At 57.9% G+C, this 12,824-nt stretch carries 14 protein-coding genes and 1 other RNA gene; 9 read left to right on the top strand and 6 right to left on the bottom strand.

The window, feature by feature from the left end; genetic code table 11:
• The 3 genes from THS5294_RS00990 to THS5294_RS00980 form a co-directional block, all read right to left on the bottom strand.
• Complete coding sequence (locus THS5294_RS00990; RefSeq protein ID WP_038005901.1) at window positions 1–1,095, bottom strand: microcin C ABC transporter permease YejB; 1,095 nt, start codon at window positions 1,093–1,095, stop codon at window positions 1–3.
• Window positions 1,096–2,787 (bottom strand): extracellular solute-binding protein, encoded by a 1,692-nt coding sequence (locus tag THS5294_RS00985; RefSeq protein ID WP_058122254.1) that lies wholly within the window; start codon window positions 2,785–2,787, stop codon window positions 1,096–1,098. It lies immediately after the preceding gene.
• 197 nt (window positions 2,788–2,984) lie between these two features.
• Entirely contained in the window at window positions 2,985–3,515 is a 531-nt protein-coding gene (locus THS5294_RS00980; protein WP_038005899.1) for a c-type cytochrome, read from the bottom strand.
• Between the two features lie 100 nt (window positions 3,516–3,615).
• Here THS5294_RS00980 and THS5294_RS00975 point away from each other — a divergent pair, with 100 nt between their 5' ends.
• On the top strand, window positions 3,616–4,455 hold the full coding sequence (locus tag THS5294_RS00975; RefSeq protein ID WP_058122253.1) for a prephenate dehydratase: 840 nt from the start codon (window positions 3,616–3,618) through the stop codon (window positions 4,453–4,455).
• Here the strand turns inward: THS5294_RS00975 and THS5294_RS00970 are convergent.
• Complete coding sequence (locus tag THS5294_RS00970; RefSeq protein WP_058122252.1) at window positions 4,452–4,913, bottom strand: SRPBCC family protein; 462 nt, start codon at window positions 4,911–4,913, stop codon at window positions 4,452–4,454. The genes THS5294_RS00975 and THS5294_RS00970 overlap by 4 nt on opposite strands.
• Before the next feature lie 36 nt (window positions 4,914–4,949).
• Window positions 4,950–5,906, bottom strand: coding sequence for an NAD(+) diphosphatase (nudC, locus tag THS5294_RS00965; protein WP_038005896.1), 957 nt, complete (start codon window positions 5,904–5,906; stop codon window positions 4,950–4,952).
• A 121-nt stretch (window positions 5,907–6,027) separates the two neighbouring features.
• Here nudC and THS5294_RS00960 point away from each other — a divergent pair, with 121 nt between their 5' ends.
• From THS5294_RS00960 to THS5294_RS00935, 7 genes are all read left to right on the top strand, one after another.
• Window positions 6,028–6,351: a hypothetical protein gene (locus tag THS5294_RS00960; RefSeq protein ID WP_058122251.1), complete on the top strand. Its 324-nt coding sequence runs from the start codon at window positions 6,028–6,030 to the stop codon at window positions 6,349–6,351.
• A 46-nt stretch (window positions 6,352–6,397) separates the two neighbouring features.
• An RNA gene (gene ffs, locus THS5294_RS17850) (signal recognition particle sRNA small type) lies at window positions 6,398–6,495 on the top strand.
• A 135-nt stretch (window positions 6,496–6,630) separates the two neighbouring features.
• On the top strand, window positions 6,631–8,364 hold the full coding sequence (locus THS5294_RS00955; RefSeq protein WP_058122250.1) for a DNA polymerase III subunit gamma/tau: 1,734 nt from the start codon (window positions 6,631–6,633) through the stop codon (window positions 8,362–8,364).
• A complete protein-coding gene (locus tag THS5294_RS00950; RefSeq protein WP_133244409.1) occupies window positions 8,340–8,732 on the top strand; it encodes a hypothetical protein in 393 nt (130 codons plus the stop codon). The genes THS5294_RS00955 and THS5294_RS00950 overlap by 25 nt, the downstream gene beginning before the upstream one ends.
• A 117-nt stretch (window positions 8,733–8,849) precedes the next feature.
• The gene (locus tag THS5294_RS00945; RefSeq protein ID WP_038005890.1) at window positions 8,850–9,194 is read left to right on the top strand and encodes a YbaB/EbfC family nucleoid-associated protein; all 345 of its coding nucleotides are present in this window, start codon (window positions 8,850–8,852) and stop codon (window positions 9,192–9,194) included.
• 15 nt (window positions 9,195–9,209) lie between these two features.
• Window positions 9,210–9,818 (top strand): recombination mediator RecR, encoded by a 609-nt coding sequence (gene recR, locus THS5294_RS00940; protein WP_058122248.1) that lies wholly within the window; start codon window positions 9,210–9,212, stop codon window positions 9,816–9,818.
• Between the two features lie 91 nt (window positions 9,819–9,909).
• Window positions 9,910–11,313 carry a bifunctional diguanylate cyclase/phosphodiesterase gene (locus tag THS5294_RS00935; protein WP_158508570.1) on the top strand — a complete coding sequence of 468 codons (1,404 nt, stop codon included), beginning with the start codon at window positions 9,910–9,912 and terminating at the stop codon, window positions 11,311–11,313.
• Here the strand turns inward: THS5294_RS00935 and THS5294_RS00930 are convergent, their stop codons facing one another.
• On the bottom strand, window positions 11,314–11,943 hold the full coding sequence (locus tag THS5294_RS00930; RefSeq protein ID WP_058122246.1) for a ribonuclease T2 family protein: 630 nt from the start codon (window positions 11,941–11,943) through the stop codon (window positions 11,314–11,316). It abuts the gene before it with no gap.
• A 128-nt stretch (window positions 11,944–12,071) separates the two neighbouring features.
• Here THS5294_RS00930 and THS5294_RS00925 point away from each other — a divergent pair, with 128 nt between their 5' ends.
• The gene (locus THS5294_RS00925; RefSeq protein WP_038005884.1) at window positions 12,072–12,818 is read left to right on the top strand and encodes a DUF1013 domain-containing protein; all 747 of its coding nucleotides are present in this window, start codon (window positions 12,072–12,074) and stop codon (window positions 12,816–12,818) included.
• The last annotated feature ends 6 nt before the right edge of the window (window positions 12,819–12,824 follow it).

Here is a 12,824-nt window from a genome sequence, read left to right as displayed (position 1 = left end):
TCAGGTCTCCCGGCTTTCGAAATCGATGCGCGGGTCGATCCAGACGTACATCAAGTCTGACAAAAGCCCGACCACGAGACCAATAAGTGTGAACACAAACAGTGTGCCAAAAATCACCGGATAGTCACGGTTCAAGGCTGCCTCAAAACCTAGACGCCCCAAACCGTCGAGTGAGAATATCGTCTCAATGATAAGGGACCCGCCGAAGAAAACACTGACAAACAGCGCCGGAAACCCGGAGATAATGATCAACATCGCATTGCGGAACACATGGCCATAGAGCACCGCATTTTCCGACAACCCCTTGGCCTTGGCCGTGGTCACATATTGCTTTTTGATCTCATCCAAGAATGAGTTTTTCGTCAGCAACGTCAGCGTTGCAAAAGCCGCAATAGTCGATGCCAACACCGGCAGAGCAATGTGGTGGAAGTAGTCCAAAACCTTGCGGATCGGGCCGAATGTGTCCCACTCAGCCGAGGTCAGGCCCCGCGCTGGGAACCACTGAAAATAGCTTCCACCTGCAAACAAAACCAACAACAAAATCGCGAACAAAAAGCCCGGGATCGCATAGGCAACGATGATGATCCCCGAGGTCCACGTATCGAAATCGGACCCGTCACGCACTGCCTTGCGGATGCCCAGCGGGATCGACACCAAATAGGCAATCAAAGTGGACCATAGGCCCAGCGTGATCGACACGGGCATCTTTTCCAGCACCAAATCCACGACCGAGATTGAGCGGAAGTAGCTCTCCCCGAAGTCGAAACGCATGTAGTTCCACATCATATTGAGGAACCGCTCAAGCGGCGGTTTGTCGAAGCCGAATTGCGCTTCAAGCTCTTTGATAAATTCCTCTGGTAAGCCTCGCGCACCGACGTACCGTTCGCTCCCGCCGGAAACGACGTTGGTTTCAACGCCCAAATCACCGCCAGAGCCGGAGATATTGGCAAAAGCGTCGCCGCCGCCTTCAAGCTGCGCCAACACCTGTTCGACAGGGCCGCCCGGCACGAACTGTACCAAGGTAAAGTTGATCACCATGATCCCCAAAAGCGTTGGGATCATCAGCAAAAGACGTCGAAAAATATAGGCGGCCACTTACAGGGCTCCCGCGTCTTTCAACTGCTGAGCGGCCTCCGCGTCGTACCACCAGAAATCCAGCAAACCGAGGTCAAGCGGTGGCAGGGGATCGGGATGCCGATATTGATCCCAGTAGGCGACCCAATAATCGGTAGTGCCCCAGCGCGGCACCCAAAAACCGTGCGCACGCAAAACGCGGTCTAGCGCGCGGGTGCGCGGCTCCAACTCATCCAGTGTTTTGGCCTCAATCACGGCATCGATCAAGCGATCCACGGCTGGATCAGCCAGTGCCATAATGTTGCGCGAGCTGTTCTCAGCCGTCTCAGAGCCAAACCATTGTTTCAGCCCCAAGCTCGGCTCAAAACCTTGACCAGCCGCGATGTTGGTCAGATCCCAATCACCCGAACGGCGCAACTCGACGTATTGTGCAGTGTCGACGCGGCGCAGGCTGGCATCGATACCAACGGCACGCAGATTATCGATATAAGGGTTAATAATGCGGTCCATTTCGGCATTGAACTGGATGATGATCAGCTCCAGCGTCTCACCAGCGGCGTTGCGCAACAGGCCATCGTCACCAAGGCTCCAGCCCGCATCCTCTAGCATGCTCAGCGCTTGCCTACGGGACCGGCGATCAACGCGGTTGCTCTCGGATGTGTTTATGGGCGGCATTAACACTTCGGTTTCTAAGATTGACGCATCCAACAAACCCTCGGCCACAAGCGGCTCAAGCGCGGCCAACTCAGCCCCCTCGGGCGCGCCGACGGCCTCTAGGTTCGATCCCTGCCAAAACGAATGGTGCCGCTCAAACAGGTTGAAAAACAGTGCTTGGTTAGACCATTCGAAATTAAACAGCATCCGCACGGCATCACGCACGCGGTTGTCTTGCCATTTCTCACGGCGCAGGTTGAACACAAAGCCAGAGCCACCGGTAATGTTCCCACTGGGGATGGTGTCCACCGTCACGTGCCCATCTTGGACCGCGGGAAAATCATAAGCCGTTGCCCATTCCTTGGACGAGCCGGGCGTGCGGAACGTGTATGCGCCAGTCTTAAACGCCTCTTCGTCTGTGGATTCGTCCAGCCGAGCGCCTGTGCGCGCGAACCATTCCTTAGAAAACGGGTTCCACAGCCCGACCAACCCCATGCGGTCGCGCTTGGGTGCGGCTTGCGTAAATTCGAACCGGATTTGATGCGAGCCCGTCACTTCGATGTTCTCAAAAAACCCGTCAATAATGGAACGGAATTCCGCAATGCCTTGGTCCAAAAACAGATCAATCGTGAATTTCACATCCTCTGCCGTCATGGGCGTGCCATCGGAAAAGGTAACGTCATCGCGCAGGTTCATCACGACCCAATCAAGGCTCTCGGGATATTCGATCGTGGTGCAAAGATAACAATAGGAGCCATAGGGATCGTCGGCCGCGGCGATCATCAGGTTTTCGTATAGCAGATCATCGCCAGTGCGTTCAGCCACGCCCTTGCGGGTAAAGGGGTTAAAGCTATCGAAGGTGGCCAGCGTCGATAGGCTGATCTCACCCCCTTTGGGCGCATCTAGATTAACGTAGGAAAACGGCTCTCCCGGCCCGTATTTTAGCGCGCCAAAGTTTGAAAACCCATGGCTGACAATCACGTCCTCTGCCGAGGCAGGTGCCATCGCGCCACACATCGCCAGTCCAAAAGCCGCCAACCCGTGTTTCGCCCGTGTCATTCGCTGCGCTCCCTGTCCTGTTTTTGTCGATCTATGCGCGCTACCGCCCCTGCAGAAGACGTCGCACGTGCTTAAAGTTCAAGACTAATTAAAGTGCGATCTGGCCCCGGGGCAAATTTGCTAACGCAAAATTGAGCACAAAAACGAAAAAAGGCCGCCCCGATGGAGCGGCCCTCGCAATCTGGATTGGCAAAACCTTAGTTAAAGGTTGCCATGTAGGCGATCAGGTTCGCCTTATCTTCTACGGAGCCGCGGAAGTTATAGTTCATTTTGGTGCCGGGAGCGTATTCACGCGAGTTTGCGATGAAGTTCGCAATGTTTTCGGGGCTCCAGTCACCGCCCATGGTGGCCAGCGTTTCCGAGTAGGCGTAACCATCAGCAACACCTTTGGGCCGGTTCACAACACCGTGCAGGTAGGGGCCTGTGCCATTGGCACCAGCTTCAAGCTTGTGACAGGCCGAACATTGGCGCCACTGACGCTCACCCGCGCCGGCATCGGCCGTGGCATATACGTCTGCGAATGCGACTTGCACGACTTCTTCCGCAGGCGCGTCACCTGTTTCAACCGCAATGCGGTAACCTTGCACGGCCTCGTGCTTGTCGTGGCCCGCGTAGTGTTTCCCACCGACGTGGTACAGCGTTTCAGCAGCCCATCCACCGAGCAAGAGAAAGAGCAGGGCCGCGCAAAGCGATGCACCAGCTTTTGTTATCGTCATCATATCAAACATTGAGCGTCCCTCATCGTCGTTCGGGTGTATGTATGTGGTTTTCCAAGTCTGTTTCAAGGTATAGAACCGCGACCAAACGACCAAATTAGAAAGAATCTAAATGTCTGCCCGCATTGCATTTCAGGGAGAGCTTGGCGCCTACTCTCACGAAGCCTGCCTGAAAGCCCGCCCCAATCACACCCCAGTGCCCTGCGCAACGTTTGAGGATGTGATCGCAACAGTGCGCAATGGCGATGCGGAATTGGCCATGCTTCCGGTGGAAAACACGACATATGGGCGTGTGGCTGACATGCACCGATTGTTGCCAGATTCGGGTTTACACATCGTTGATGAGGCGTTTGTGCGGGTCCGCATCTGCATGATGGCGATGCCCGGTCAGACCCTTTCACAGATTAAGGTCGCGCGAGGGCACCTAGTGATTCTGCCACAGTGTCGAAGCTTTCTTGCGAACAACGCGATCACTGCGGAACCCCATGCAGACAACGCGGGCGCAGCGGCCGACATCGCCAAAGAGGGCGAAATGGGGGCTGCCGCCTTGGCGTCGGAACTGGCTGCTGAAACGTACGGGCTAAAAGTTCTTGCACGCGATATCGAAGATCAAGACACCAACACGACCCGGTTCTTAGTCATGTCGCCCACACCGGATCTGACGCATCGCGGCTCGGACCAGATGCTGACCAGCTTTGTCTTTCGGGTGCGCAACATCCCCGCCGCGCTATACAAAGCGATGGGTGGGTTCGCCACAAACGGCGTCAACATGACCAAGCTCGAAAGCTACATGGTCGGCGGCCAATTCACTGCGACACAATTCTATGCTGATATCGAAGGCCATCCTGAGGACCCCGCCGTGCAACGCGCGATGGAAGAGCTGAGCTATTTCAGTTCAATGGTGAAGGTCTTGGGCACCTATCCCGCAGACCCCGACCATATCCGCCACTAACTCAGGCGCATTTCCGCCTCGGTCTCGGCCACATACTCCGCGATCCGCGCGCGGTATCGGGCCAGAATTTGGCCATGCGCCAACTTGAGCGATTGCATCATGATCCGGGCCGGCAGCGTTTTTGGCGCGCCTTGAGTTGTGACCGTCAGGCGTGTTGTGACCGCGTCGACGACTGCCAACTCCACATCGACCGCAATATCAAAAGCCGCGCCATTGCCCCGGAACCGCATAAGCATGGGTGCCTCCAGCGACGTGACGATAAAGCTAACCTCCCGGGAGGCACCGCGAAAGGCGATCCGCGCGTCCCACTGCGTTCCCTCCTCCACCGGTCCGATTGGATTGCGCCGAATGATGCCACCTTGGCCGCGAACCGTCTGTTCCAGCCGGTCGGGATCACACAAGCTTTCAAACGCCTGATCTATCGGAGCCGCGATATCTGCCTTGGCGGTGAGCTTCATTGCCGTAGCCTCATGGAGTTTGGGCGGCTTCGCCGCTTAGTCCAAAGTATCCGCAAGCCAGTTTTGTAACAAGAACTGCGCGATGGAGCCCTTTCGCGCGGGCTTGAGCGCCGGGTTCTCACCCGCGAAAGAGGCCATCATGTCCTCCTTGCTCACCCAAAGGGCATCCTCGATTTCATCGACGTCTACTGTGATCTCATGATCCAGCGCCTCACCCCAGCAGCCAAACATCAGCGACATGGGAAAGGGCCAAGGCTGGCTCGCAAGGTACTCAACACGGCCGACGCGCACGCCGGCTTCTTCCCACACTTCGCGGCGTACGGCAGCCTCCAGGCATTCGCCCGGATCTACAAAGCCCGCCAACAGCGAATACATCCCCTCTGGCCAACCGTGGCTGCGTCCAACCAAGACAGAATTTCCGTGCGTGATCAGCATGATTACCACGGGGTCGGTACGCGGGAAATGCATTCCGCCACAGGTGTCACACTTGCGTTGGAACCCTGCTTTGCGGGCCTGTGTCGCCCCCCCGCATTTTGAACAGAACCTATGGCTGCGGTGCCATTCCAAAATCGCCTTGGCCATCGCGGCCAGCTCTGCGTCGCGTGGGGTCAGACCCGACATCACCTGCCGCAACTCCGCAAAGGCCGTGCCCTTGGGCAGATCGGGGTGGCTCTGCTCACTCGGGTCGACAAAGGCACCGATTTCAGGCTCATCCGCGCCCAAAGGCTCCCAGTCTGAGACATCGCGCGCGAACAACCCGCCCTGCGCATCCCTGCCCAAAAACACCTCTTCGGCACCTTGCATGGCAACAGGATGATCGGGTGACACCCATGCAAGCGCATCTCGCTCTGGGTTCAAAAGGGGTTTGCCCCGCCACAACAGCAACATCCGCGCGTCTTTGCGCAGCTTCGCCAATTCCTCGGGGGCCCGGCGAATATCCTCAGCCCGGTCCAAGCCCGAGCCACCAAAAGTCACTGTTTCCGCCAAGCGCATCGCCAATTCCCCCGTTTGGCCTCGGGATGGCACAGCCGATGGGCAGTGGCAACGGGCTTGCGCCGATGCAGCCCCCTGCCCCATCATTGGGACGATCCGTTTCGCCACAAGGAAAACCGTGATGATAAAGCTTGGCACCTATGCCCTTGTGTTGCTGACCTTGGCCGCCACATTCACCAAACCCACGCCCGAGGCCGTGGAAGGTTTGCTAAAGGCGCGAACGTTGCAGGCCGTGCAAGACGCCGAGGTGAACCTAGCCGATATGGGGCTGGACGGCGCGATGGTGACACTGTGCAAGCTACAGCCGAACGCCTGCTGGGACGTGCTGCGCGGCTTGACCGAAATCACGCACGAAGATCGGTACGTTTACGCCAAAATCGGGATTGATGGCCCCGGTGATCCGCAGGTGTGTTACGGGGCGTTTCGACAATTGATTTGCCTGTAGCTCGGGGCGGCTTGCAGAATCTTTGGGCATTGCTTAGGTGAGCGGTGAGGGGTTGGCGCGGGCAAGCGCCTCGCCAACCTGGTCAGGTCCGGAAGGAAGCAGCCACAACGAGCCCCGCTTGGGTCGATGTCCAATCCCTCACCCCAGCGCACAACGGTGCGCATCGCAGTTTCGCCGAAAAATCTGCTGAAACGACGCCATCGCACAAAATCACAAACACATACGCTGGACGCCCCACGCACGCGCCCCTATCCTGCGACCTAAGCCGAGGGAGCCACAATGTCCGATCAACCCGCTTATCAGGTGCTTGCCCGCAAGTATCGCCCTGCGACTTTCGCCGATCTGATCGGTCAGGAGGCGATGGTCCGCACCCTGCGCAACGCTTTTGAGGCGGACAGGATCGCGCAGGCCTTTATCATGACGGGTATTCGCGGCACCGGCAAAACCACCACCGCGCGGATTATTTCCAAGGGGATGAACTGCGTTGGCCCTGACGGAACGGGCGGCCCGACGACGGACCCTTGCGGGACCTGCGAACACTGTGTTGCCATTTCTGAGGGACGGCACGTCGATGTTATGGAAATGGACGCCGCATCACGCACCGGCGTCGGCGACATCCGCGAAATTATCGACAGTGTGCACTACCGCGCGGCCTCTGCTCGCTACAAAATCTACATCATCGATGAGGTTCACATGCTCTCGACCAGCGCGTTCAACGCGCTGCTCAAGACGTTGGAAGAACCCCCTGCGCACGTCAAATTCATCTTTGCCACGACCGAGATCCGCAAAGTTCCCGTCACCGTTTTGTCCCGGTGTCAGCGGTTCGACCTGCGCCGGATCGAACCCGAGGTTATGGTCGCACACCTGCGCAAGATCGCCACGGCTGAGAATGCAGAGATTGCGGATGATGCGCTGGCGTTGATCACCCGCGCCGCAGAGGGGTCTGTCCGCGATGCGATGTCCCTGCTGGACCAAGCGATCAGCCACGGCGCGGGCGAAACGACCGCAATACAGGTCCGCGCGATGCTTGGACTGGCCGACCGTGGCCGCGTTTTGGACCTGTTCGACATGATCATGCGGGGCGATGCCGCCGCGGCGTTGACCGAACTGGCGCAGCAATACTCGGACGGGGCGGACCCGTTGGCGGTGCTGCGCGATTTGTCAGAAATCACGCATTGGGTTTCGGTCATTCAGATCACGCCTGAGGCTGCCGAGGACCCCACCGTTTCACCAGATGAACGCGCCCGGGGCCAGTCCATGGCCGCAGGCTTGCCCATGCGCAGCCTGACCCGGATGTGGCAAATGCTGTTGAAATCACTCGAAGAAGTTTCCGCCGCGCCAAATGCGATGATGGCAGCCGAAATGGCGATCATCCGCCTGACCCACGTGGCAGACCTACCGGCACCCGACGACCTAATCCGCAAGTTGCAAAAGGACCCGCCCGCAGGCCAAGCCCCAGCGACCCGCGCCCCCAACCCACAAGGCGGCGGCCCACGCGGCCCGATGAACAGCGTCACGAATGTGGTGTCCGGCTCTGGCGCCCAAGCCGCACCCGCCGCAGCCCCCACACCGGGGCTGGAGCGGTACAACCAGTTTAGCCAAGTGGTTGAGTTGGTCCGTCAGCACCGCGATGTGAAGCTATTGGTGGAAATCGAAAGCTATCTGCGGCTGGCCAATTACGCCCCCGGGCGCATTGAATTTGAGCCCACACCAGAAGCCCCAGCCGACTTAGCTGCTCGGCTGTCGTCAAGGCTACAGGGCTGGACTGGCCAACGCTGGGCAATTTCGGTCGTGAATGCCGGCGGTGGCAAAACGATTGCCGAGGATCGCGACGCAGAAGCCGCTGCCCTGGAGGCCCAGGCCAAAGCGCACCCCATGATGGCCGCCGTTTTCGATCTATTTCCAACGGCCAAGATCCTCGAAATTCGAACCCCAGAGGCGCTGGCCGCACAGGCCCTCGCCGATGCTTTGCCGGAGGTGCCCGACGAATGGGATCCGTTCGAAGAGGAGTGATCCTTGCCGCGTTTGCAGCCCTGCCGGCACCCGCACTCGCCGATATCTGCGCCCAAGTCCGGCCCAATTGGACCGGGACAGAGGCCACAGCCCTAACAGAGGCCGTGGCTCTGTTTGGCACGCCACCCAGCCTTTTGTTGATCGTAGCGACCGCGCTTGTGGTCCGTTTTCGCAGCCAGTGGGGCGGATTGGCTGTCGTTGTCGCGTGGGCGATGTGGACGTCTGCCGTGGCCTTGAACGGGAATGCGCAACTCGCGCAAGCCGCTACCGAGGGCTGCGTCGGGTCCCCTGCCCTGTTCCTGATCGGGGTCGCGCTGATATGTGCGGGGACCGTTTTGTATACACTGCCAAAGTCCACCCGGCTCTAGGCACAGCACCGCTTCGTCACTGCGACACCTTAATCTGTCTGTTTGGGCTGGCGAATGGGGCCGACGGGGGTTACCTTGTCAACTAACTTGGACACCCGGACAAAGAGGCAGTTTACGATGCTCAAAGGACTTGGTCAGCTTGGCGATATGGCCGGCATGATGAAAAAAGCGCAGGAAATGCAGACAAAAATGGCTGAGATGCAAGATAATCTCGCCAACATCACTGTGACCGGCGAAAGCGGCGCGGGCCTTGTGACGGCGACCGCAACAGCCAAAGGCGTGTTGACGGGTCTCGATATCGACCCGTCGATCTTTGACCCCAATGAAAAAGAAGTCGTCGAGGACCTGATCCTTGCCGCCATCAATGATGCGCAAACAAAAGCCGCCGCAAAGGCCGCCAGCGAAATGCAGGAACTGACCGAAGGCATGGGCTTGCCCGCGGGAATGAAGCTCCCATTCTGAGCCGCGAACCCTGATATGGCGACGGACGACCTGTCTGACCTCAACGCGCTGATCGAAATGATGGCCAAGCTCCCCGGGCTTGGTCCCCGATCTGCGCGGCGTGCTGTGCTGCATTTGATCAAAAAGCGTGACACACAGATGCAACCACTGTCCCGCATGTTGACCCATGTGGCTGAGACCGCACGTGCCTGCCTAAATTGCGGCAACATCAGCACCTTAGAAGTCTGCAGCATCTGCGCCTCTGAAAAGCGCGCCAATGGTCAGATTTGCGTCGTAGAAGAAGTGTCGGATCTGTGGGCCATGGAACGCTCGGGCATGTTCGGCGGGCGCTACCACGTTTTGGGCGGCACACTGTCACCGCTCGACGATATCGGACCCGAGGCACTACGCATGCCACGGCTCAAGGACCGGATCACAAGCGAAGCCGTGCAAGAAGTCATCCTCGCACTGAACGCCACCGTGGATGGTCAAACAACGGCGCACTACATCGCGGGTGAGCTGGCCCACACGGGCGTCGCCATGACCACCCTTGCCCAAGGCGTGCCCATCGGCGGGGAGCTCGATTATCTAGATGACGGCACCATTTCTGCCGCGCTTTCGGCCCGCAAAGAGATGCCTCGCTAAGCAGCACTGACAATTTTTTGACAACCACCGATTGTATGCGCACTATGTTCACGCATATCGTATCAAAAAATCGTTGCTCATGTTGTTTATTATGGAATTTTGGACCCTCGTGCTGTTGGCAGCCCTTGGTGCATTAGCGTTAGTGGGCCTCGTGTACGCAATGCAGCTGCGGGCACTGCTTGCGGATACGCGCACCCAAGTTGATGCGCTTAACTCGCAAAACACCGACCTTGTCGACGCGCTTGAGCGGGACGACCTGACGTCTGCATACTCCCGTAGCAAATTGTTTTCGCTCATTGAAAACGAAGACCGGTCGCATGATGTCCACGTGTTGTGCATCGATCTCGACAATCTTGGCAGCGTGAACGACGGGCACGGGTTTGATACAAGCGACCGATTGCTCACCGCAGTTTCCAGTGCCTTAATTGATCTGGTGGGGAACACCGGCACCGTGGCGCGCACGGGCGGCGATGAATTTTGCGTCGTCCTAAACACCCCCGATCTGAAGGAGGCGCAACTTACGGCGGTCAGAATTGGCATGGTGATCGCCAAGACGTCAGTTCCCAGTGGTGAGATTTTGGTAAGCCGCAGCGCCTCCATCGGGATTGCGCCCCTGTACCCCGATCAAAAACTGATCAGCGCAGTAATCTTGGCCGAAGACGCGCTAGCACTGGCCAAATTGGAGGGGCGCAACCGGGTCAAAACCGCTGATGAGGAACTCCTGAAAACGCGAACAAAACGAGCGTCGCGGCCCACAATCGAAGAAATCCAAAACGGTTTGAACCGCGATGAGGTGACTTATTACGTGCAACCCATTTGGGACATTCATGCAGGCAAACCCGTCGGGGTTGAGGCTTTGCTTCGTTGGGTGACACCCGATGGCGAAGTTCACCTTCCGGAAAGCTTTGTTGATACGATGACGGATGCCCATCACCTTGATCTTAAACTCCCGCTTGAAGCCGCGAGCCGCACAGCCAACGCCTTTACCCAAGACCCCCCCGGCATGTTTTGCGCATTCAACGTTTCGAACAGCTTTCTTGAGCGCGGCAATGAACTGGCGCCCGAATGGATCAGCGAACTGTTGAACGGTGTCCCGCCCGAGCGGATGGTGTTTGAGATTGTCGAAAGCGCCGTTATTCAAGACCCAGAAGGCGCGAAACGTATGCTTGAAGCGCTGCGTGAAGCCGGTGTTCGCGTCGCCCTGGATGACTTTGGACGGGGGTTTTCCAACCTTCAGCGCCTGCAAGAATTTCCGGTCGATATCGTCAAAATCGACCGCCATTTCATCACGGACCTCCACAATAACGCCCGCAATGCGGGGATATTGGATGGCCTGATGGAAATGTCTCGCACGCTCGAATTTGAAATCATCGCCGAGGGAGTTGAGACGGAAGCCCAGCTGGAAACCGTCCGCACCTCTGGCATCCACCTTGTGCAGGGTTACCTTTTGGGTCGGCCAGCACCCGTCGATGAATGGCTCAAAAGGCTGTCCTAACTAGCGCATCGGACTGAACAGGGCGTCATTTTGGCGACAATCGCGGATCACATCGGCCCCACATCTGCGCGGCTCAAGCTCCTTGGTCAGACAGATGCGAACCTCCTGAATACGCCTAGCCTTACAAGTGATCGTCACTTGATCGGCCCGCAAGGACGGGTTGGCCTGCAAAAACGCCTCCTCAACCAAACGCGTGGGCAAGGTGACCTCTCGGTCTAGATCACGCAGCATTTCAGGCCGCTGGATTGCGTCGTAGGCCGCACGTGATGCAGAAAAATACGCCTGAGGGTTCAACCCAGAACAACGCCCATGCTTTTTCCATTGATGCCACGCCAAACCAGCGGAACCCATGATATCAGCCATCCCGGCCGTCTCGCTTCGGGTGGCCTCACGGTGAGGCGTACGGCAATAGCTGGGCCAGCCACGAGAATATTGGGGCCACAGCCCGTGCAAAGTGAACCCAAAGCCACGCCCCTGATCGCACTGCGACGAGCCGCGCGCATCGCCTTCGAGGGCACACCACGTTGGCGTCCAACTCAGAGACAACACATAATAATCGAACACGCCAGCCTTTGGTTCATCAGCATGCGCCACGCCTGCCAACATCAACAACGCCATGATCCAACGCATTTTTGCTTCCCTCCGGCCTATCTAGAGCATATATACCGCTCAAGTTCCCCAAAAAGCGAGAACCCGCGGTCGACAGATCGCCGCCCAGCCGGGCGACGGGACAGCTATGCCGTAAGGAGAGACACGAGATGAACAAACCGATCATGGCAAAAGCCACTGCCGTTTGGCTGGTGGACAACACCACGCTCAGCTTCAAGCAGATTGGCGATTTTTGCGGCCTACACGAGCTGGAAGTACAAGGCATTGCGGACGGCGATGTGGCCACCGGGGTCAAAGGGTTTGACCCGGTCACGAACAACCAGCTGACCCAAGATGAAATCGACGCGGCTGAAAAGGATCCGACGCAGAAGCTAAAGCTCAAGTTCAATCCCGCCGCTGTGGGTGAGGAAAAACGCCGTGGGCCCCGCTATACGCCGCTGTCAAAGCGCCAGGATCGCCCCGCATCCATCCTCTGGCTGGTGAAATTCCACCCCGAACTTAGCGACGGCCAAATCTCGAAGCTGGTTGGGACGACAAAGCCAACCATCCAAGCCATCCGTGAGCGGACCCATTGGAACATCCAGGGTATTCAACCGATTGACCCAGTTGCTCTGGGGCTATGCAAACAGTCCGAGCTTGATGCGGCGGTTCAGAAGGCAGCCAAAAAGCTCGCCGCTGAGGGCAGCATCATGTCCGATGATGAGCGTCGCAAACTGGTTTCCACCGAGCAAAGCCTTGAGATGGACAGCGAGCCAAAGATCCCCGCTGCTATTTCCGGCCTAGAAACCTTCACGCTCTCTGATGATCCGCGTGAGGACGAAGGTCCTGAGCTTGATGCCGACAGCCTGTTCAACCTGCCCGAAGCGAGCGCAGACGAGGACGACGAACAGCCATAAGGTGCT

The organism is Thalassobacter stenotrophicus (assembly GCF_001458315.1).
Taxonomy (GTDB): domain Bacteria; phylum Pseudomonadota; class Alphaproteobacteria; order Rhodobacterales; family Rhodobacteraceae; genus Thalassobacter; species Thalassobacter stenotrophicus.
Note: the sequence above shows the minus strand (reverse complement) of the source record. Positions and strands in the feature narration are given on the sequence as shown.